This is a genomic window from Oceanobacter mangrovi, assembly GCF_019740315.1.
GTDB classification, from domain to species: Bacteria; Pseudomonadota; Gammaproteobacteria; order Pseudomonadales; family Oceanobacteraceae; genus Oceanobacter; species Oceanobacter mangrovi.
Genome location: NZ_JAHXZR010000007.1, coordinates 212,193 through 231,795, shown reverse-complemented (window position 1 = coordinate 231,795; position 19,603 = coordinate 212,193). Strand labels below are relative to the sequence as shown.

The window sequence follows — 19,603 nt, the reverse complement described above, 5'->3', positions numbered from 1 at the left end:
AGCCTGGGAAAAATCTGGCGTTAGCTGTTAAAAAACGCTGCCAGTGCTGCTTCTTTTTCCTGATACGGAGCCCGCAAGCGCAGGTTGGATTCTGCCTGTTCGCTCTGTTTCACCACCGGTTTTGCGTGAGAGAAACGGCGGAAACCATGCACGCCGTGGTAAGCGCCCATGCCGGATGGACCAACACCGCCGAATGGTAATTCATCGATGCTGACATGGGTCATCAGGTCATTGATGACGACTGCACCGGAAGTGGTGTGATCAACAAAATATTGCTGGCCAGCAGCAGATTCGCCGAAATAGTAGGCCGCTAACGGACGGTCGTGGGCATTGATGTAATCAATGGCGTCAGCCTGCTGTTGATAGGTCTTGATCGGCAACAGCGGGCCAAAGATTTCTTCCTGCATGATGGCCATCTCATCGTTGACGCCAATCACCAGATGCGGCGCGATTTTGCGAGTCGTTGAATCAAACGCGGGCTCATTGTCCGGTGCCAATGGAATGATGTGAGCGCCTTTGGTGCGGGCATCTTCCAGCAAGCTGATCAACCGCTCGTAATGGCGCGGGCTAATGATCGAGGTGTAGTCCGGGTTATCCTGAATCGTCGGCATGGTGCGCTGGATAAAGGCTTGTGCCCTGGTGGTGAAGGCCTGTGTCTGGGACTCGTCCAGCAGCACGTAATCCGGGGCAATGCAGATCTGACCTGCGTTAAAGGTCTTGATGGTGAGCGTGCGCTCAACGGCTTTGTCGAGGTTGCCGTCCTGTGCCACCAGTACCGGCGACTTGCCACCCAGTTCCAGCGTCACTGGCACCAGATTGGTTGCGGCCGCCCTCATAACGTGTTTGCCAACAGCAGTACTGCCGGTGAATACCAGATGATCGAATGGCAGGGCACTGAACAACTGGCCGATATCGGCATCCCCCAACACAACGCTGAGTTCTTCCGGATCAAAATAACGACCGATCAGTTCGGCCAATAATTCAGAGGTGTTGGGGGTTAATTCCGAGGGTTTCAGCATGGCGGTATTACCGGCTGCAAACACGTTGGCCAGAGGCCCAAAGGCCAGGTTTACCGGGAAGTTCCAGGGGCTAATAACGCCAACAACACCGAGCGGCTGGTAACGAATATAGGTTTCCATGCCCGCAGCCGGTGCCGGGGTGTGCTCATCCTGCATCCATTCATCCAGATGGTCGATGGCGTATTGCAGCAAACGGATGGTGCCAGCCAGATCGGCAGCGCCAGAGTGGAAGGCACTGCGATGACCGAAGTCGGCGCTCATAGCGGCGGTCAGCTGCTTGTGGTTGTCGCGAATCAGCTTGATGCTGCGTGCCAGTCGGTCCTTGCGCAGCGCGGCACTGGCAGGGCCTGCTTGCAGATGCTGCTTTTTCATCCGCTGCAATACCTGTTGCAGTTCGGTTGCCGTTGCGCTGGCGTTTGAAAGGGTAGCAGAAGTCATAAAATGCCTCGGTGAAAAACAGTTCGGAAAAGTCGTGGCCACGAACCTGGTTACTGAGCGGATGATAGGGATGATTGAGGCGGGACTGGTAACAGTGCTATTTTGGTCTGGCTATAAATAAATTTATGGGCCTGGCCTGATCCAGCGACAGCAACAGGATTTTCCATGTCATTAACCCGCATGCGCACCTTTATTGAGGTGTATCGCCAGCGTTCGATCAGCCGTGCTGCCCGCTCACTGAATCTGACCCAACCTGCCGCGTCACAGCATATCGCGGCGCTGGAGGTGACGATTGGTCGGCCGCTGTTTGAGCGCAGCGCCAGTGGCGTTGAACCGACGGCGGCGGCAGATGAACTGGCCCGGGACATTGGCGACAAGCTGGATGCTGCCGAGGCGGCACTGTCAGCCGCTCGAGCCCGTTCGATTGATATTTCCGGGGTGCTGCAAATTGTTGGGCATGCGGACTTTATGGCAGAGATTCTCAGCGACAAGCTGTTGCCCCTGCTGGAATCCGGTATGCGGGTGAGGATGCACGCAGGCAACGGCGAGATGATCACCAGCATGCTGTTGGAAGGTCATTGTGATCTGGGAATTTCAGCCTCGCCGACGCTGGATGAACGGCTCAAATGCGAAAAAATCTATACCACCCGCTTGTTACCGGTGGCGGCTCCGGCGCTGGTGGATAAGCTGATGCAGGCGCAGGATTTTGCCTCGGCGCTGACGGCTGAGCCGGTGCTGGCCTACAACCTGGATCTGGCCTTGATTGAGCCCTGGCTGGTGAAAAATCATATTGCCGCAAAAGATCTGGTACCGGCGATGGTGAGCCGGGAGCTACGAGCGCATACCCGCTTGTTGATAGCCGGGTTTGGCTGGACGGTTATGCCGGAGTTTCTCTGCAAACAGCAGATTGCCCGTGGTGAGCTGGCGGAAATTCCGTCGCCGGTGGGCACGCATGAACTCACTTATTATCTGGTCTGGATGCACTCCGCCTTGCGGCAGCTGCGGGTCGCTCATGCCCGGCAGACGTTATTACGTTCCTGTGCCGGTTAATGAAATTGCGCCGTTTTTCACTAACGGCCCGACTGAATTCTTTGCTACTGCTGTTAGTATGACCCCTTATAACTATAAGTAAGTCTTAAGGAAGTCATTTATGTGGACAGAAATTTGTCAGCCGCGTTTTTCTGAAACCGATGCCCTGGGGCACGTCAACAACACAGTGTTACCAGTCTGGTTTGAAACCGGCAGAACCCCCATCTTTAAACTGTTTGCCCCCGAGCTGGACCCCAACAACTGGCCGCTGATTATTGCCCGTATCGAAGTTGATTATGTTGGTGAGCTGTTTTACGGCAAACCGGTGGAAATTCGCACCTTTGTGCTCAAACTGGGCAACAGCTCAATGACCATTGGTCACGAAGCCTGGCAAGACGGTGAGTTGGCTGCACGAGGCAAGGCGGTCATGATTCATTATGACCACAACAGCAAATCATCGATGCCGGTACCAGCGGAGATTCGCTCGGAACTGGAGCAACATCTGCGGCTGGCTGGCGAGTAATACAAACCAATCCTTACATTCAATTTGTGCTTGTTTGTAGCAGTTCTCAATTTTGGGAGTCGCTGTTCGGCAGTTGTTCTGCTGCTTGATTGAGTTAGCCATAATCCGGCTTTCGACTTCGGCAGGGATGACGCAATGGCAATCATAGGGATTGATCTGGGGACTACGAACAGCGCATGTGCGGTATGGCAGCAGGGGCAGGCTGTGATGGTTCCCAATCGGCTGGGGAAATTCCTCACGCCATCGGTAGTCGGGATTGATGAGGGCGGTAACATTCTGGTTGGTGAAACCGCCCGCGAACGTTTGATCAGCCACCCTGCCATGACTGTAGCCGTGTTCAAGCGGGCGATGGGAAGCCAGCAAACATTCAGACTTGGTAAAAAATCAATTTCGCCCATCGAGCTCTCTTCGCTGGTGCTGCAAAGCCTCAAGGAAGATGCGGAAGCCTTTCTGAATGAACCTGTGCAGCAGGCCGTCATCAGTGTTCCTGCCTATTTCAACGACCTGCAACGCAAGGCGACCCGCCAGGCTGCCCAGCTTGCCGGTCTGGAAGTCGAACGGCTGATTAATGAACCGACGGCAGCTGCCATGGTTTACGGATTGCATGAAGCTGATGATTCAACCTCTTTTCTGATTCTGGATCTCGGTGGCGGCACTTTCGACGTCACGCTGGTGGAATATTTTGCCGGCGTGTTGGAGGTGCATGCTTCGTCGGGGGACAACTTTCTGGGCGGTGAAGATTTTACCAAAGCGTTGGTCGAACATTATTTACGTGATAATGGCCTGACGTTGTTTGATCTCGATAGCCGCCAGCAGCAACATCTTTACAGCATTCTCAACGACGCCAAACATGCGTTAGCCAGTAACCAGACCGTGGCGGTTAAACCCTGTCTTCCCCAGCAGCAACAGGACTGGCTGTTATCCCGTGACCGTTTTGAAGAGTTGATAGCTCCCTTGCTACAACGGATTCGCTACCCGGTGGAAAAAACACTGCGTGATAGCGAAATGAAGCCGAATGACATTGATGAAGTGGTACTGGTCGGCGGCTCGACCCGTATGCTGCCGATTCGATCGCTCGTTAGTCGTATGTTCGGACGACTGCCTGCCGCGAACGTCGATCCAGACCTGGTTGTCGCCATGGGAACTGCGATTCAGGCTGGGCTGAAGGAAAAGAACTCGGATCTGGATGACGTGGTGCTGACCGACGTGTGCCCTTATTCCCTCGGAACCGACGTCATCAATGAGCATGATCATGATGGCAAGCAGGGGCAGCTGTTTATGCCAATCATCGAGCGTAATTCAACCGTTCCTACCAGTATTGAAAAAATGGTTTGGACTGCCGCAGATAACCAGACCCGTATTTTGATTGGTGTTTATCAGGGTGAGTCGCGTCTGGTAAAAAACAACGTTTATCTGGGCGAATTGGAAGCGCCGGTACCACGAGGACCGCGTGGCAAGGAAAGTGCGACGATTCGTTTCAGCTATGACATGAATGGTTTGCTGGAAGTCGACGTCACGATTACCTCTACGGGCCAGAAAGTCAGTAAGGCGATTGTTAATGCACCGGGGCAGCTGTCTGAAGAGGAGATTGCCAGGGCGCGTGCGCGCCTGTCGGAACTCAAGTTTCATCCCCGCGATAGCGAAGAGAATCGGCTACTGATTGCGCGTGCGGAACGACTTTATGAAAGTCTTCTTGATGATGAACGGGAGTACATCAGCCGAATGATTTCGCAGTTTGAGGCTGTGCTGGAGCGGCAGCAATTAAACGACATTCGCAAGTTGCGGGAGCAGTTGTCTGAGCGTCTCGATATGTACGAATCTGGTCGATATTTCTGAGGTCGGCAATGAATCATTGGCAAGTACTGGAGTTAGCGCCCGGCAGTGATTTAAAAGCAGTCAAACAGGCTTACGCCCGTTTATTGAAATCTCACAAGCCGGATGAAGACCCGCAAGGTTTTGCACGCTTGCACAAGGCCTATAAAGCCTGTCAGGCGGAGGCTAAACAGCAGCGTTCGGGTTTGCAGCCGCCAGCAATCCCGCCCTCAGAAGCCTTGTTAGAGAGCTCTGCTGAAATGCCATCGGCTGAGCCTGATGTTACGGAAGATGCCAGTAACGACGGCGCTCCTGGTCTTGAGACGCATGTCGAACGTCAGGCAGAGCCTTTGTCTGTGGAATACATAGATCAGCCATTATCAACGGAGCCTGATGCTTCGCCAGCCCCGGTACCAGCACTGGAGATGGGTTGGCAGTGGGAGGAAACACCAGAATCAGAGCGTTATGTGCCAGAGCACCAGGATGATTCCCGAGCAGCACGACTGACGTTGCTTGCTGCTACGCAGGAAGCCTTGGAAAAAACCTTGATGCAGGATCAACCAGAAAACTGGCGCTTTCTCGAAACTTCGGAAGCCCTGTATGACCTGGATTACAAAATGGGGTTTGGTCTTTATGTGCTGGAAGAGTTACTGGGGCTGCATAAACTCAATGGCCGGTTGCTGGAACAGCGCAGCCTGACGCTGAAATATCTCGACCAGCTGTTCGATTGGCAGGGCCAGCTGCCGATGCTGGAAGAGCGTTGGGACTATGATTATCTGGCGCCGGTGATCAATGTGGTGCTGGCTTCTGCCTCCTGGGATATGTCCGCCAGATCCCAAAAGAAAGTGAGATGGCGGGTTGAGAAAGAACATCGGGGCCCATTGGTGATTGGTAATTATTTTACCCGCGTAGCGGCAACAGCGCTGGATCTGATTGGCTACGGGGTTTTGATGTCGCTGTGGTTACCGTCTCTAGACGTGTTGATCAATATTCTGATTATGGTTGGGCTCTTTCCGGTTCTGAAAACCTTGTTGGAGGCGTCACCCATGCAGGGTAGTCCGGGTCAGGTCCTGCTGGGGTTGAAAGTGGTTTCGAAATCAGGCAAACGAATGAATCCATTGCAGGCTTTCTGGCGACAGTTGATGTTTTTACTGAGTCTGGTGGCGATCAAGGTGCTGATCTTTGTGAATCTGTTTATCCGGGATGGGCGTTATCTGCATGACCGTTTCAGTGGCAGTAGTGTGGTGGAGCGCAGCTGAAAAACCGCCAGCAGAATTGGGCCTGCAGTCGAAAGGTAGCCGTTGAGTAAAACATCAACGGCTCCGGTTGCTTGAATAGGGGGAGGGGGTCAATGAGCAGGCTTGCCACGCAGTTTGGCAACGCCCAGCGCGATTGAGGCCAGCAGGCCGCCAGCGATAATGCCAGTCACTGCATTGAGTAACACATTCACCAGGCCGCCAAGAATGCTGCTGATTGCTGGCAGATGAGACACCTGTTCGGCCGTTTCCGCTGAGTGCTGGACCAGGTGATGAATCCACGGCAGTCCATGCACCAGAATACCGCCGCCGACCATAAACATGGCGGCGGTCCCCAAAACAGACAACACCTTCATCAGCCAGGGCGCAGCCGCGACCAAGACATTACCAATGGACTTCAGCAGGGCTGATGACTTGCGGCTCAGGTACAGGCCGACGTCGTCGAGCTTGACGATACCGCCGACCAGACCATAGACAAAGGCGGTCATCAGTACGGCAATACCACTCAGAACCACCAGTTGTTCCCAGAAAGTGGCGTCTGAGACCGTCCCCAGCGTGATCACAATGATTTCGGCAGACAGGATAAAGTCGGTGCGAATCGCGCCCTTGATCTTGTTTTTCTCGTATTCCAGCAGATCGATTTCGTCGTTGGCGAGCGCCTGAATCTGACTGTGATCGGTGTTTTTCTGGCCACGATGGAGGATGGCGTGGAGCAGTTTTTCAGCCCCTTCGAAACACAGAAAGGCACCGCCGAGCATCAGCATTGGTGTAATCAGCCAGGGAATAAAGGCACTGATCAACAACGCCGCGGGCACCAGAATCGCCTTGTTGCGGATCGAACCGAGCGCCACGGCCCAGACGACCGGCAATTCGCGTTCGGCACGCACGCCTGCGACTTGCTGGGCATTAAGGGCCAGATCGTCACCAAGTACCCCAGCGGTTTTCTGGGCGGCAACCTTGGTCATGGTGGCGACGTCATCCAGCAGGGTGGCGATGTCGTCGATAAGGGTAAGCAGGCTGGCTCCGGCCACGGTTGAACTCCTGTCAGGTGAAGTCGGCAAGTATAGGGGGCATTTATTTAATCCGGTACCCGCTCTGGGCTTCCGGATGGTTTCGAATCACGAAGCCGGTTTGCAGGCCTGACGGGTCAAGTCAAAAACCGGCGACACCGAGTCGGAATCATCCGGCAGCCCCCGCAGGGCGCGAGTTGCCACCGCCCAGAGCTGTGTTGGCGAATTTGAAAAGACTCGGCCGGACAGGTCTGGCATTTCGCTGCATTCGCCGCCTTGCTCTGAACACTGGCAACACTCGCGCAGAGCCGTGCAGGATTAAACAGATGTCCCCTACAGGGCAGACCCGTTAGATGCTGTGAAATTCCCGCTGTATTGCTTCTCTTGTGCTGTATTTTCTGAATCTGGCTTGGAAACGAATTCAGCGTTGCGGATTTTTGATTATGCCTGTCGGGCAATGCTTGGCACACTGCGACTTTTGCCGATTTTCCAGGAGAATACCGATGGCCCGTTCCTACGTTGCTGTTCTGTCGAACGCGGATACCAAACAGATTCTGTCTTTGTGTGAAGCGCGTGCTGCTGACATGGGAGTGAATTTCAACCTGGCCGTGGTTGATGGTGGCGGTCATTTACTGGGATTTTCCCGCATGGATGGCGCAACGCTGGGCTCCATTGAAGTGTGTCAGCGCAAGGCCGTTACTGCCGCCTTGTTCCGTGCGGAAAGTGGTGCTTTTGGCGATGTTGTACGGGCACGTCCATTGACTGGCATTGAGAACTTCAACGGTGGCCTGGCGCTGTTTAAAGGTGGTGTGCCGATTGTAATCGACGATCAGGTGGTGGGTGGTCTGGGGGTTGCCGGTGGCACGGCGGTGCAGGATCTTGAAATAGCCGAATATGCGCTGGAGCGCTTTTACGCCAGCCTTTGAGTTGCGCCGATACTCCGCTTGGCGGTGACGGAGTTTTCCGTCTTTGTGGTAAACTCCGCTCCCGTTTTATACCAGCCAGATCACGCCCATGACCGACCGCGACGATATTTTCCAGAACCAGCCGACTGAAGTAGCCAGCTTCCGTTTTGACGATGCGGTGGCGCGAGTCTTCCCGGATATGATCAAGCGTTCAGTACCGGGTTATGCCGAAACCGTTGCCATGTGTGGGGTGATTGCTGGACGTTATGCGACGGCCAATTCCAACCTCTATGATCTGGGCTGTTCGCTGGGTGCGGTAACACTGGCGATGCGTCACGGCGTCAAGGCCGCTGGCTGCAAGGTGATCGGGGTGGATAATTCCGAGTCGATGCTGGAGCGCGCCAATCACTACATCGCCATTGATGACCAGTCGATGGCGGGTAATCCGGTTGCTGTCGAACTCTGGTGTGATGACATTACCGAGCTGGAGCTGGAAAAGGCCTCAGTGGTGGCGCTTAACTATGTGTTGCAGTTTATTCCGGTGCCTGATCGGCTGGCCTTGCTGAGTCATATCTGCAAGGGCATGTTACCCGGCGGGGCATTGGTGCTGTCGGAAAAAATTATCTTTGATGCAACCGAGCAGCAACTGCAAAATGAGCTGCATCTGGATTTCAAACGCGCCAACGGTTATTCCGAAATGGAAATCGCCCGCAAGCGTACCGCAATCGAAGATTATCTGGTGCCGGAGACCGAAGCCTCCCACAAGCAACGCTTGCTGGACGCCGGTTTCAGCAAGGTCATTCGTTGGCACCAGTGCTTTAACTTCGCTTCTTTCCTGGCGGTTAAATAACCGCTTGTTCTTCCTTAGCCGTTCGAGATTGTTGCATGTCTGCTGACTCCCGCCTGTTTCCGGATCTGGATCCGGCCAACGCTTCGACCCTGTTGCCGCTGTTCGACGAGCTGCTGGCGATGATGGCTGCAGATGGCAGCCGTATGCAGCGTTGGGCGGAGGTGTTGCCCGGCCAGCTGCAGGATCTGCTGGTGACTGCTGAGCATGGTGATCAGCAGCGCTGGGTCGAAGCCTTGTGTCAGCTGCCTCAGGTCGCGGATGTTCATTGTGACCTCGATGCATATGACCTCGGAATTGGTGCTGCTGCCTTGAGTGCTGAACAGCAAGCCGACGTTGAAGCCGGTTTGCGCGGCCTGATGCCGTGGCGCAAAGGGCCGTTTCAGGTGTTCGATAGCTTTATTGATACCGAATGGCGCAGTGACTGGAAATGGGATCGGGTTGCGCCGCACCTGAGTGATATGACAGGGCGCACTGTGCTGGATGTCGGTTGTGGTTCCGGTTATCACATGTGGCGCATGTTGGGCGATGGTGCGCACAGGGTCGTTGGTGTTGATCCGTCACGACTGTTTCTGATGCAGTTCAACGCCATCAAGCGTTACGTTGCCGCGGCTCAGGGCAAGATGCCTATGGCCGATTTGTTGCCGTTCAAGATGGAAGACGTGCCCGCCAATCTGAAAGCCTTTGATACGGCGTTCTCTATGGGGGTGCTGTATCACCGCAAGTCGCCCATTGAGCATCTGGAAGAACTGCGAGGCGTACTCAAGCCGGGTGGGGAACTGGTGCTGGAAACCCTAGTGATTGAGGGGCCACTCGGTGAGGTACTGATGCCGGAAGACCGCTACGCCATGATGCGTAACGTCTGGTTTATTCCGACGGTGGAAACCCTGCTGTTATGGTGCCGTCGTACCGGCTTCAAAAATGCCCGGCTGGTGGATCTGAACCAGACTTCGCTGCAAGAACAACGGGCGACGGACTGGATGCGTTATAACTCGCTACAGGATTTTCTGGATCCTGCCGACGTTACAAAAACTGCCGAAGGTTATCCGGCGCCGCTGCGGGCGGTGATTATTGCCGAGGCCTGATCAGGCCTCGCATTGCCCGGCGCAGCTGAGCGATTGCTGTGCCGGGATTTCTGAAATTCAGGAAGCCGACTTTATCGCGCTTTCTGGCAGCACCTGAATCTGTTTGCCCTGATCATCGGTCACCACCCATTTATGAGGACCTACCGGCACTCGTAATGTGTTGTCTTTTTTGAAGATAGGGTCGTTCGTCAAACGATTGATAAAATCACCGTAACCACCGTCATCAACAGGCTTGAGCTCTGCCGGTTTCAAATCCTGCTGCCGTTCAGGGCCGAACGGTGAACCGCCTGCACCAGGTTGGTAATAAAACACTCGCTGATCCGATTTTTCGACTGCCGCCAGCGTTTCTGGCGCCAGTGAGCGAGCATAGAGAATTTCATAACCGGCTGGTGGAAATGCGACGTACAAGCCGACCGGGCGGGCGCTGTTGACTGTGTAGATCCCCCCTACCAGTGCACAGAACTGAAAGGCGGCAATGATTGACAGGTCCATCTTCAGGCTTTTTTTGGCCGGGTTGTAGACCAGTAAGGTCAGCAGTGGACCGAGTACCAGATCGACACCGGCGATCATAAGCAGAGCTTGTTGCCAGCCATTGTCGGCATCAAACAACACGCCGGGATACCAGACGGTAAATACCAATGCGACCAGCCCCAGAAATATCAGCAGGCTGAGTCCGAAGTGAATACCAAATGCCTGATAACGATTAAATGAAGCTAGATGCATCGCGTTTCTCCCTTGTATCAGCCTGTATTGGCTGGTCGCATCTGATGGTTGTGAGTTACAGCGTTACCCGCATGGACAGGTCGATGGCCTTGCAGTCCTTGGTCAGCGCGCCGATGGAAATGTAATCCACGCCGGTCTGGGCATAAGGCAGCAAGGTGGCATCTGTGATGTTGCCAGAGGCTTCCAGCTTGATCGGGCCTTTGGTTCGTTCTGAAGTCGCTGCGCGGGTATGGGCAACAGCAATGGTCATTTGTTCCGGGCTGAAGTTGTCGAGCATGATGATGTCGGCATCGGCAGCAATGGCTTCGTCCAGCTGTTGCATGGTTTCAACTTCCACTTCGACCGGCTTGCCGGGGGCAATCTGGTGAGCTGCTGCAATGGCTGCGGCAATGCCACCACAGGCCATGATGTGGTTTTCCTTGATCAGAAAGGCGTCGAACAAGCCGATACGATGGTTAAAACAGCCACCGACGCTGACGGCGTATTTCTGGGCAATGCGCAGGCCGGGAATGGTCTTACGGGTGTCCAGCAGACGTACGCTGGTATCGGTAACCTTGTCGGCATAATGGCGACAACGGGTCGCAGTGCCAGACAGGGTCTGCAGGAAGTTCAGCGCACAACGTTCACCGGTCAGCAGGCTGCGGGCAGAACCTTGTAATTCAAACAGCACCTGATCGGCTTCAACCCAGTCGCCTTCGTTGACTTTCCAGCTCACCACAACCTCAGGATCGAGTTGGCGGAACACTTCATCAACCCACGCCTTGCCAGCAATGATGGCACGCTCACGGCTGATGATACGTGCCTGGGACTGGCGTTCAGCCGGGATCAGCTGGGCCGTGATATCACCGCTGCCGACGTCCTCTGCCAGGGCGAGGGAAACGGAAGTGGTAATGTCCTGTTGGTGTTCTGTCAGATTCATGGCTGGCTCGTACGATCCGGAATAAAGGTACAGCTGCGAAATGGTAGCAGGCTGGTCAATTTCAAGGTCGGCATGGTACTACAGTTCGGGATAGTCAGAGAAACCGGTTGGCCAGCTTGTGACGTCAGTGGCTGCTCTGGCGCAGATTTTCCGGCCAGACTGGCAGGCTCATGTATGGGCAACTTTGCAAAGGGCTGTTTCTGACGCGATACTGCAGTTAGGTGTGGTAAACGGGGTTGTTGATGAAACTGCGGGATGGGCGAATTGATGTCGCTGAATGGGTACCATCGCCTAACTTTGGTCCGCGGCCTGAGCAGGCAGATATTTCCTTGCTGGTGATCCACAACATCAGCTTGCCACCGGGGCAGTTTGGCGGTGGGTATGTGCAGCCGTTTTTCCAGAACCGCCTCGATGCCAGTCTGCATCCGTATTTTGCCGAGATCCACTCGTTACAGGTGTCGAGTCATCTACTGATCGAACGGGATGGCAAGCTGACCCAGTTCGTTAACCTGCTGGAGCGTGCCTGGCACGCTGGTGTATCGAGTTTTCAGGGGCGTGACAACTGCAATGATTTTTCGATTGGTATTGAGCTGGAAGGTGATGATTATTCTCCTTTTACCAGCCAGCAATACCAACGGCTGATTGAGGTAACCCGCTGTTTGCAGCAGGGTTTCCCGCTAATTAAAAACAATATCACCGGGCACCAACACATTGCACCGGGACGCAAGACCGATCCAGGTCCATTTTTTGACTGGCCGTCCTATCTGGCGGCTGTCGGGGGAGAGCTTTCACAATGAAGTTTCTGGTTCTGTTTCTGGCGATTTTGCTACAGCAACAAATTCCGCGTAAGCGTAGCTGGGGCGGTCGACGTTTTTTTGAACGCTGGATGACGATGCTGGAGGCGACGCTGGCGGTCAATCGCTGGGCGGATGGCTGGCGTTTTCTGGTCGCTGTGATCATCCCGGCGGTACTGGTCAGCGTTGGCTTCTGGCTGCTGGGTTCGGTTGCCTGGGGGCTGCCGGCCTTTGCCGGGGAAATTCTGTTGCTGCTGGCATTGTTATCGCAAGCCAATGTTGGTCGCAGTCTGCGCCAGTATCGTGACTGCCTTGGTACTGGCGATGTGCAGGGAGCCTGGTTTTGTGCCGAACAAGCCATCGCGCTGCCGGAATCTGCCTTGTCGGATGAAGCGGAGTCAATGAATCGCCAAGTGCTGCAGGCGGTGATGTATCGCTGGTTTGAGTATTTTTTCCTGATCGTGTTCTGGTATGTGGTGGCAGATGTTGCCGGGGTGATTCTGGCCTGGTTGACACTCAATTATGTGCGTCGTCAGCAGCGGCAGGGGGCTGTAGCTGACGATATTGGCAAAACGGATGCTGAAGAAGTCGTATCGGAGAGCGAAATCGAGCCCGCCAGTAAACCCGTGGTGCAGCCGCTGTCTTGTATTGCGGTTAATTGCTTGCACTGGCTGGAGTGGGCGCCAGCCCGTTTGCTTGGTCTGACCTATTGTCTGGCTGGCAATATGACATTGGCGTTGCCGGTCTGGAAAAGTTTGCTGTGGAAATCCGCTATTCATAGCCAGCAAGTGCTTGACCGGATTGCGTCTGCTGCGCTGTCGGTTGGGTATGAAGGCCGCCATTGGCACAGCGCTGCTACGGATGCCAGCGCCGCAGCACAGGAGCTGGAAGAGTGGCACCAGTTACATATTCGCAGCGGTTCTGTGTGGCTGGTGGTGATTGCGGTCGCAACTATTGGCGGCTGGCTGCTGTAAGCGAAATGCAGGATACGTAACGAGTAAATACAACAACGGGCCGTCAGGCCCGTTGTTGTTTGTAGTCTTGTGGAAAATGCAATGATCAGGAAGCCTGCTGGTAGCCTCGCAGCATGTTGTGGAGGGTCGGACATGGAGCTTCCAGACGACAGCCAGCGCTGAACAGGCTGGGTGTCAGTGGACGACTCCAGACAACTTCAATGTCGCAGAACCCGGTTCTGTGCAGCTCTGTCTCAGGTCTGACATCGACCAGTTCCAGCTGTAGACGAGTGCCAGGTTGGATGGCTTCGTAGGTTGAAATCATCAGGCCGTTGTCAGAGCAATTAAGCAGCAGTCCCAAATAGGACAAGTCGTCTCGTTTGAAGACGCTGACATTGGTCAGAACTTCGGTACGGGGCGCTTCGCGCAATTCCTGCATGACGGTCATAAAGACCTCCTTCACTGGGTGATAGAGCATTAGCTCCAGACTGCTTGCATCTGTACCCGGAGGTCAATCCTCAAGTTAAGCCTTGATTAGATTATTTTTGCATTTCAGACTACAAATTGATCAATACATGCTTTTGATCAGATCTATGCTAGGACCCAGTGTCCGGCGCCAGGTTTGCTCCAGTTCCTTGCTGAACTTGGGGTCGTGACGTGCCAGGGTTTCCATCAGGGCGTCGAGCCAGAGGTTGTAATAAGTCGGGTTGATATTCATCCGGCCACGGCTGTGGCTCTCGCCCAGAGCACGGATCTTGGTGTCTGGCATACCACGGGCGTGCATCACCAGCCACAGGATACCGCTGCGCAGTAGGGCGCGTTGGGCTTCCATGTTGGTGTCTTTGAACATATCTCGAACGTCTTTCGATTTGGTCATGAAGATGTTGTAGAAATCTTCAAAAAAGACAATGTTGTTACAGCTACGGCCGTAGCTCTGGAACACCATGTCGGCATCATTGCTCATTAGTCACTCCTGATATTTGCGCTGAGTAGGATGGTCTCATCCATCAAGCCTCTCTCGCGGAAGCTCTCCCTGGCTAAAATGGCCAGGTGTATTTTGGCTTTTGGTCCGACCAATTAGCAACTCGTATCAGCACCATTGAATGCCGTAGCGGAAATATTTGCATTGGAGGGAGGGCAGGGCCAGAAGGCGCGCAATGTTACCAGAATATTGCCATAACGTATTAAGTATTCAGTTCAAATTTGCAGCAAAAAAGTATTACATTTTGGCAATTTTTGCAGATTGCAATTGAGTGTTTTAACACTGGGTATATTGATTTTGAATACTTGATCAATGCATTTGCAGACCCGGGCAAAGCATTTGGGACAGCTGATTGCTGCTTGGTAAGGTAGGCAAGGTAGCTTGATTTTGAACAAACCGGACGCTGCTGAATAGATAGAAAGAGGGTAGTAGAAAGTGAGGAGTGGACAACAAGCCGTTGGCTTGCTGTCCTCCTTGCTATTCGTGGAAATTTATTCTTCCAGCAAGGCGCGCAGCATCCAGGCGGTTTGCTCATGCACAGCCAGACGCTGGGTCAGCAGATCTGCGGTCGCTTCATCGTTGGCTTCACCAACCAGATCAAACAGTTCACGGGCAGTGCGGGCTGCGGTTTCATGGCCGCGCGCCAGGGTGGCTACCATTTCCATCGCTTTGGGCGGTACCACAGGCACATCCGGCAGCGAGGTCAGTTCGGCGAACTGGCTGTAGGAGCCTGGTGCGTAGTGGCCCAGAGAACGAATGCGTTCGGCGATCGTGTCGAGTGAGTTCCACAGTTCGGTGTACTGGTCCATAAACATGGTGTGCAGGCTGTTGAACATTGGGCCGGTCACGTTCCAGTGGAAGTTATGGGTGGTCAGGTACAGTGTGTAGCTGTCTGCCAGCAGGCGTCCAAGGCCGGTCGCAATTTGTTCACGATGGCTGTCGCTGATACCGATATTAATGCTCATGATGATCTCCCTGTGTTGCGAATGTCTGTGTCTGGCCGTGGTTGACAGCCTGACTGTTATTTAAGGTGGCAGTACCTGTGGTCTGCCAATGCCGGACTTCTACCTTTGCTCGATGATCCTTGCATGTAGAGGTTGCAATCCGCTTGTTCTGCATCAAAGGATTGGTTGTGAATGAGAAACAGTCTTCTTTGTCGGCAGTTACTCAGGTTTGTTTGCTTGATGAATCATAATAGCCGCTAGCTATTTATTTTTAGAATTTGATTGGATTTATGGGTTTTATGGCTAAAGACTATCGTCAGAGGATAGTCCGCTGGTTCGGCATGGTGATTGCCCAGACAGCAATCTGAGCAATCACCAAGGAGCCCGCCAATGCTGCGGGTTAATCAATTTTCAGCAATATCTGCACAGGCTGAGGCAGCGGAATGTCGGCTGAGACATAGCCTATTGCCCCCGGCGTCTGGCGGATGTAGTCCAGTAATTGTTGTTCACTGGAAAATTCGGCCGGTGGCGATTTACGGCCGGTGAATTTCATTTGCGCCCAATAGGACTGGATTCGGGCTTCGGCCAGTCCGATCACTTCGTTGTTGAACAGAAAATGCAGTTCATTATCGGCTGTGAGTCCGGCTGGCTTGAGGCCGCGAGCAACAGGAATGCCCATAAACAGGTTACGGATTTGCTCCTGATTGAGCTGTAGCGGTTTTTGATCCAGCGGGTGGCCAATCACCAGTAAAGCGGGTTCGGCCCGACTGAGGCCGCTGGCCAGAGTCAGTAAGACCAGAGCTGTGAGGTGCCATGATTTTTTCATCAGAATACCCACTCCCAGCCAATCTGGTAGAGGGTGGCGCGCTGTTTGACATTGCTGCTGCTGTCATCCATCGCTACAGCGGGACTAAAAAATCCACTATGAGGGTTGTGTTCTCGCAACTCGGTCAGCTCGGCCTTGAGGGCCATATTAAGACGGAAATCCCAGCGTAGCCCCAGTGTGTAGCTGTCTAGCCCTCCACGGGGAATATTGGCATAAGCCTGGTAATAGCCTGCGGCGAGAGGGTAAAGTGGTGAAGCAGGGTCGTCGCGAAAAGCCGCCAGTTCATCGGCTGGTGTAGCGCTACTGTAACTGCTGCGGGCAAAGGTCAGATGGCCGCTCCAACGGCCGAACAGCTGTCCGGCAGAGGCGTACCAGCTGGTAAGCTGGGGAGCCAGATCCATTTCGGTATCTATTTTAACCCATTCTGCCCGATAGAAGCTGCTCACGTCTTCATAGCTCAAACCAGCGCCATACACCTGGATTTTGCCATCGGCTTGCAGACTGTTGTAACTGTCGTCCATTCCGGTTTGTTGTAGTGCATCCTGCAAAGGCTGCAGTCTGGCAATTTCTGTGTGGTTATCGCCGCTATTCCAGGACAGGCGCAGGCGCAGGTTATTGCGCGACAGGTTCAGATTGAAACCGGTCATGTTGGAAACTTCGGTCTGTGCATCGATACGCGAGCCAGCCATCACGACATCGCCCTTGTAATAGCCATACAAGCCTTCAAGTTGTACGGCCAGATCGGGGCCAGACCAGGTGTAGCTGGCATTGGCACCTTTGAAGGTAGGGAACAGCAGTGAGTTGTAAAGCTGTACAGGTGGCGTGATCCAGGGGTAACTGTAGCCAACATCAAGGCTGTCACTGAAGCTGAAGAAGGGCGTGCGCAGTTTGCCAGCCCTGAATTGCCAGGCTGGTTCCGGTTGCCATGACAGGTACAGCCATTCGACACCGGAACGACGGCTGTCGCTGCTGTGAGCCAGCAATTGTGCCGTTAACGCCAGCTGGTCGGAGAGATGCCAGGTCGGTTGCAGCGCCAGCAATGACTGCTGATCCAGCGCAAAGCTGTTTTCATAGCCTTCCACCGTTTGCTGATGACTGTCGAGATAGCCACCGACGAGGCGGGCAAAGCCGGACAGCTCAAATCTGTCCGAAGTATTGGCGCAGACGTCGGCCGCTATCATATTCAACCCCGTCAGCATTGCAGCACTTGTCAGCGCCATGCCGGAATATATTCGCACCTGCATAAACTCCGATATTGATATAACTGATAAAAGCAGATAGCTGGATTATAGATGTGATTCTGATATTTGCCGGGCAGGCGGGTTATGGTGTTGATTTGTATATCGGGATGCGACACAGAAAGTAACAAATGAATCAAACAAGCCCGCCACTTCGGTAGAAAGCGAGCTAGACTAGTAGCTTGACAAAGCCTCACCCAGAGCGACATGAGGAGATTCATGCTCGTAAAAAGTATTCGTACGGCTGTTATATTATTAAGCCTGTTGTTTATCCTGATCGTTGCGATTGCGGTGTTCTATCTGTCATTGAGAGAACACGAATCGTTATACTCCCGATATGTACAAAGTGACTTAACTGCCTTATCTGAAAATATGGCGAATGACCTGGTCCCGTTAGTGAATAAGCCGGATCATGCCTTTGATATCAAAAAACTGTTGCTGAGCCTGGACCCATACCCCCATGTGAGGGCGGCGGCTATTTATGACGCCAACTGGCGTCAGCAGGAGCTGTATCTTGGTCAGGCCAGTATTGATGCAGACAAGCGGGTGCATCAGCCAGACATGAGCGCGGTTGCCAGTCTCGGCGAAGGCATTCACAAGCAGGGTGATGACCTGATCAGCATTCAGCTGATTGGTGATCCCGGCTACCTCAACGGTTATCTGGTCATCGTCAATGATCTGCAGGGGCCCTTGACTGACAGCACCCATAATCTGTTTTTGCATGTGCTGCCAGCGGCGCTGGTTTTACTGCTGCTGGTGGCACTGGCTTATTATTTTATTGGTAACTGGTGGCTGTCGCCCTTGACCCGCTTGTCGCTGTTTGCCCAGCAAGTAGAGAAAACCAAGGACTATTCACTCGAGTTGCCGGAAGCCGGTCAGTTTGAAGTTGCGGCCCTGACAGACAACATCAATGCCATGATGCGGGTGATCCGCGAAGAGTCCGAAGTTAACGCCGAATACGTGACCTTGCTGGAAGAGCGTCGGGCAGAAATGGAGTACATGGCCAACTATGATGTTCTTACCGGACTGGCCAACCGCAGCCGTTTTCGCAAGCTGGTAGATGCCGCCATGGCCCGGCTGGATGAGCATCACCGCCATGTCGCTATCATGTATGTGGATCTGGATGGCTTCAAGGTGGTGAATGATGCGCTTGGCCATGAAGTCGGTGACCGCTTGCTGGAGCTTGTCGCCCAGCGTCTGCAGGCGATTGTGCCGGAAGACTCGACCATTTCGCGTCACGGCGGTGACGAGTTCCTGGTGATGATCGAAAACTGTCCGGATCGCAGCAAGCTGGAGTCGCTGGCCGACATGATGGTGATGGGCTTGATGCAAAAATACCTGATTTCCACCTGGGAAGTGCGGGTGTCCGCCAGTATTGGCATTGCTACCACCTTCGACTCCGGTGCTGATGGTCGTAACCTGATTCGTAATGCCGACGTCGCCATGTTCAATGCCAAAAGCCTGGGTAAGAGTCGTTATTGTTTCTTCAGTAGCGAAATGATGATTCGCCATCAACGGCGGCTGGACATTGCCAACTTTATTGAAGCGGGTTTGAAGGACGGCGAGTTCACCGTTTTTTACCAGCAAAAAAATCGTGCTGATGGCAGCCGGGTAGGGGCCGAGGCGCTGGTGCGCTGGAACAGCAAGCAGCTGGGCTTTGTCTCTCCGGCCGAATTTATTCCGATTGCCGAGCAGTCCGGTAAAATTTCAGAAATCACCCAATGGGTAGTGGAGCGGGTTTGTGCCGATTGCCGCGACGTGTTCCAGTATGTGCCGGGGCCGTTTCGGGTGTCGATCAACCTGTCGGCCAATGACCTCAAAAAATTCCACATGATTGGTTTTATCAAGGGGGCCTTTATCAAATATGGGCTGCCCAGGGGGCTGGTAGAGTTTGAGGTTACCGAGTATTCCTATCTCGACAACCTTGATGTCGCCAACCGTTTTTTCCGTGAAATTACCGCCATGGGCTGCAAGGTATCGCTGGATGATTTCGGCACCGGTTATTCATCACTCAGCTACCTGACCAAGATTCCCATTGATGTGATCAAGATCGACAAGCAGTTTGTCGACAACATTGGCCTGAGTCCGCGCGACGATGCGCTGGTTGTCACCATTATTGATATGGCCCGACGGCTGGGCATGGATCTGTGTGCGGAAGGGGTCGAAACCGCAGAGCAGTGCCAGTTCCTGCACCGGCACGGCTGTGAGACTTTTCAGGGTTACCTGTTCCACAAGCCAATGACGCTGGCTGATTTCCGGGTTGTACTGGGGGCAGACGGTCAGAAGCCAGCCTGACAACA

General features: G+C 53.8%; 19 protein-coding genes. 10 read left to right on the top strand and 9 right to left on the bottom strand.

Annotated features, from left to right (window positions below; genetic code table 11):
* Window positions 1–20: 20 nt before the first annotated feature.
* Window positions 21–1,457, bottom strand: a complete 1,437-nt coding sequence (locus K6123_RS15645; protein ID WP_221799377.1) for a coniferyl aldehyde dehydrogenase — start codon at window positions 1,455–1,457, stop codon at window positions 21–23.
* 165 nt (window positions 1,458–1,622) lie between these two features.
* Here K6123_RS15645 and K6123_RS15640 point away from each other — a divergent pair, with 165 nt between their 5' ends.
* From K6123_RS15640 to K6123_RS15625, 4 genes are all read left to right on the top strand, one after another.
* Complete coding sequence (locus tag K6123_RS15640; protein WP_221799375.1) at window positions 1,623–2,507, top strand: LysR family transcriptional regulator; 885 nt, start codon at window positions 1,623–1,625, stop codon at window positions 2,505–2,507.
* A gap of 100 nt (window positions 2,508–2,607) precedes the next feature.
* Entirely contained in the window at window positions 2,608–3,009 is a 402-nt protein-coding gene (locus K6123_RS15635) for an acyl-CoA thioesterase (RefSeq protein WP_221799372.1), read from the top strand.
* A gap of 135 nt (window positions 3,010–3,144) precedes the next feature.
* Window positions 3,145–4,845, top strand: a complete 1,701-nt coding sequence (locus K6123_RS15630) for an Hsp70 family protein (protein ID WP_221799370.1) — start codon at window positions 3,145–3,147, stop codon at window positions 4,843–4,845.
* Window positions 4,846–4,853: 8 nt separating this feature from the next.
* Window positions 4,854–6,080 carry an RDD family protein gene (locus tag K6123_RS15625; RefSeq protein ID WP_221799368.1) on the top strand — a complete coding sequence of 409 codons (1,227 nt, stop codon included), beginning with the start codon at window positions 4,854–4,856 and terminating at the stop codon, window positions 6,078–6,080.
* Window positions 6,081–6,169: 89 nt separating this feature from the next.
* Here the strand turns inward: K6123_RS15625 and K6123_RS15620 are convergent, their stop codons facing one another.
* A complete protein-coding gene (locus K6123_RS15620; RefSeq protein ID WP_221799366.1) occupies window positions 6,170–7,108 on the bottom strand; it encodes a DUF808 domain-containing protein in 939 nt (312 codons plus the stop codon).
* A 482-nt stretch (window positions 7,109–7,590) separates the two neighbouring features.
* Between K6123_RS15620 and K6123_RS15615 the strand changes: the two genes are divergently transcribed.
* The 3 genes from K6123_RS15615 to cmoB all read left to right on the top strand — a co-directional run bounded on the left by K6123_RS15615 (window position 7,591) and on the right by cmoB (window position 9,924).
* Window positions 7,591–8,013, top strand: a complete 423-nt coding sequence (locus K6123_RS15615) for a GlcG/HbpS family heme-binding protein (RefSeq protein ID WP_221799364.1) — start codon at window positions 7,591–7,593, stop codon at window positions 8,011–8,013.
* Window positions 8,014–8,101: 88 nt separating this feature from the next.
* A complete protein-coding gene (gene cmoA, locus K6123_RS15610; RefSeq protein WP_221799362.1) occupies window positions 8,102–8,842 on the top strand; it encodes a carboxy-S-adenosyl-L-methionine synthase CmoA in 741 nt (246 codons plus the stop codon).
* A 35-nt stretch (window positions 8,843–8,877) separates the two neighbouring features.
* Entirely contained in the window at window positions 8,878–9,924 is a 1,047-nt protein-coding gene (gene cmoB, locus K6123_RS15605; RefSeq protein ID WP_221799360.1) for a tRNA 5-methoxyuridine(34)/uridine 5-oxyacetic acid(34) synthase CmoB, read from the top strand.
* A gap of 57 nt (window positions 9,925–9,981) precedes the next feature.
* Here the strand turns inward: cmoB and K6123_RS15600 are convergent, their stop codons facing one another.
* Both K6123_RS15600 and nadC read right to left on the bottom strand, forming a co-directional pair.
* Window positions 9,982–10,647 carry a hypothetical protein gene (locus K6123_RS15600; RefSeq protein ID WP_221799358.1) on the bottom strand — a complete coding sequence of 222 codons (666 nt, stop codon included), beginning with the start codon at window positions 10,645–10,647 and terminating at the stop codon, window positions 9,982–9,984.
* Window positions 10,648–10,702: 55 nt separating this feature from the next.
* Entirely contained in the window at window positions 10,703–11,566 is an 864-nt protein-coding gene (nadC, locus tag K6123_RS15595) for a carboxylating nicotinate-nucleotide diphosphorylase (RefSeq protein WP_221799356.1), read from the bottom strand.
* Between the two features lie 242 nt (window positions 11,567–11,808).
* Between nadC and ampD the strand changes: the two genes are divergently transcribed.
* Together ampD and ampE are read left to right on the top strand one after the other, a co-directional pair.
* Window positions 11,809–12,363, top strand: a complete 555-nt coding sequence (ampD, locus tag K6123_RS15590) for a 1,6-anhydro-N-acetylmuramyl-L-alanine amidase AmpD (protein WP_221799354.1) — start codon at window positions 11,809–11,811, stop codon at window positions 12,361–12,363.
* Window positions 12,360–13,334: a regulatory signaling modulator protein AmpE gene (ampE, locus tag K6123_RS15585; RefSeq protein WP_221799352.1), complete on the top strand. Its 975-nt coding sequence runs from the start codon at window positions 12,360–12,362 to the stop codon at window positions 13,332–13,334. Before ampD ends, ampE begins: the two co-directional genes overlap by 4 nt.
* A gap of 85 nt (window positions 13,335–13,419) precedes the next feature.
* Here the strand turns inward: ampE and K6123_RS15580 are convergent, their stop codons facing one another.
* The 5 genes from K6123_RS15580 to K6123_RS15560 all read right to left on the bottom strand — a co-directional run bounded on the left by K6123_RS15580 (window position 13,420) and on the right by K6123_RS15560 (window position 17,309).
* Window positions 13,420–13,761, bottom strand: coding sequence for a PilZ domain-containing protein (locus K6123_RS15580; protein ID WP_221799350.1), 342 nt, complete (start codon window positions 13,759–13,761; stop codon window positions 13,420–13,422).
* Between the two features lie 120 nt (window positions 13,762–13,881).
* Window positions 13,882–14,277 (bottom strand): globin, encoded by a 396-nt coding sequence (locus tag K6123_RS15575; RefSeq protein WP_221799348.1) that lies wholly within the window; start codon window positions 14,275–14,277, stop codon window positions 13,882–13,884.
* 509 nt (window positions 14,278–14,786) lie between these two features.
* Window positions 14,787–15,260 (bottom strand): Dps family protein, encoded by a 474-nt coding sequence (locus K6123_RS15570; protein ID WP_221799346.1) that lies wholly within the window; start codon window positions 15,258–15,260, stop codon window positions 14,787–14,789.
* 379 nt (window positions 15,261–15,639) lie between these two features.
* Window positions 15,640–16,065: a hypothetical protein gene (locus tag K6123_RS15565; protein WP_221799343.1), complete on the bottom strand. Its 426-nt coding sequence runs from the start codon at window positions 16,063–16,065 to the stop codon at window positions 15,640–15,642.
* Complete coding sequence (locus tag K6123_RS15560; protein ID WP_221799342.1) at window positions 16,065–17,309, bottom strand: hypothetical protein; 1,245 nt, start codon at window positions 17,307–17,309, stop codon at window positions 16,065–16,067. Before K6123_RS15560 ends, K6123_RS15565 begins: the two co-directional genes overlap by 1 nt.
* 390 nt (window positions 17,310–17,699) lie before the next feature.
* Here K6123_RS15560 and K6123_RS15555 point away from each other — a divergent pair, with 390 nt between their 5' ends.
* On the top strand, window positions 17,700–19,598 hold the full coding sequence (locus tag K6123_RS15555; protein ID WP_221799339.1) for a putative bifunctional diguanylate cyclase/phosphodiesterase: 1,899 nt from the start codon (window positions 17,700–17,702) through the stop codon (window positions 19,596–19,598).
* Window positions 19,599–19,603 lie beyond the last annotated feature (5 nt).

What these genes read in the sequence shown, in the direction of transcription:
- K6123_RS15600 (WP_221799358.1), bottom strand. Translation starts at nt 10,647, where the DNA reads ATGCATCTAGCTTCATTTAATCGTTATCAGGCATTTGGTATTCACTTC.
- K6123_RS15645 (WP_221799377.1), bottom strand. Translation starts at nt 1,457, where the DNA reads ATGACTTCTGCTACCCTTTCAAACGCCAGCGCAACGGCAACCGAACTG.
- K6123_RS15640 (WP_221799375.1), top strand. Translation starts at nt 1,623, where the DNA reads ATGTCATTAACCCGCATGCGCACCTTTATTGAGGTGTATCGCCAGCGT.
- nadC (WP_221799356.1), bottom strand. Translation starts at nt 11,566, where the DNA reads ATGAATCTGACAGAACACCAACAGGACATTACCACTTCCGTTTCCCTC.
- cmoA (WP_221799362.1), top strand. Translation starts at nt 8,102, where the DNA reads ATGACCGACCGCGACGATATTTTCCAGAACCAGCCGACTGAAGTAGCC.
- K6123_RS15635 (WP_221799372.1), top strand. Translation starts at nt 2,608, where the DNA reads ATGTGGACAGAAATTTGTCAGCCGCGTTTTTCTGAAACCGATGCCCTG.
- K6123_RS15630 (WP_221799370.1), top strand. Translation starts at nt 3,145, where the DNA reads ATGGCAATCATAGGGATTGATCTGGGGACTACGAACAGCGCATGTGCG.
- K6123_RS15580 (WP_221799350.1), bottom strand. Translation starts at nt 13,761, where the DNA reads ATGACCGTCATGCAGGAATTGCGCGAAGCGCCCCGTACCGAAGTTCTG.
- ampD (WP_221799354.1), top strand. Translation starts at nt 11,809, where the DNA reads ATGAAACTGCGGGATGGGCGAATTGATGTCGCTGAATGGGTACCATCG.
- K6123_RS15615 (WP_221799364.1), top strand. Translation starts at nt 7,591, where the DNA reads ATGGCCCGTTCCTACGTTGCTGTTCTGTCGAACGCGGATACCAAACAG.
- ampE (WP_221799352.1), top strand. Translation starts at nt 12,360, where the DNA reads ATGAAGTTTCTGGTTCTGTTTCTGGCGATTTTGCTACAGCAACAAATT.
- K6123_RS15575 (WP_221799348.1), bottom strand. Translation starts at nt 14,277, where the DNA reads ATGAGCAATGATGCCGACATGGTGTTCCAGAGCTACGGCCGTAGCTGT.
- K6123_RS15625 (WP_221799368.1), top strand. Translation starts at nt 4,854, where the DNA reads ATGAATCATTGGCAAGTACTGGAGTTAGCGCCCGGCAGTGATTTAAAA.
- K6123_RS15565 (WP_221799343.1), bottom strand. Translation starts at nt 16,065, where the DNA reads ATGAAAAAATCATGGCACCTCACAGCTCTGGTCTTACTGACTCTGGCC.
- K6123_RS15570 (WP_221799346.1), bottom strand. Translation starts at nt 15,260, where the DNA reads ATGAGCATTAATATCGGTATCAGCGACAGCCATCGTGAACAAATTGCG.
- K6123_RS15560 (WP_221799342.1), bottom strand. Translation starts at nt 17,309, where the DNA reads ATGCAGGTGCGAATATATTCCGGCATGGCGCTGACAAGTGCTGCAATG.
- cmoB (WP_221799360.1), top strand. Translation starts at nt 8,878, where the DNA reads ATGTCTGCTGACTCCCGCCTGTTTCCGGATCTGGATCCGGCCAACGCT.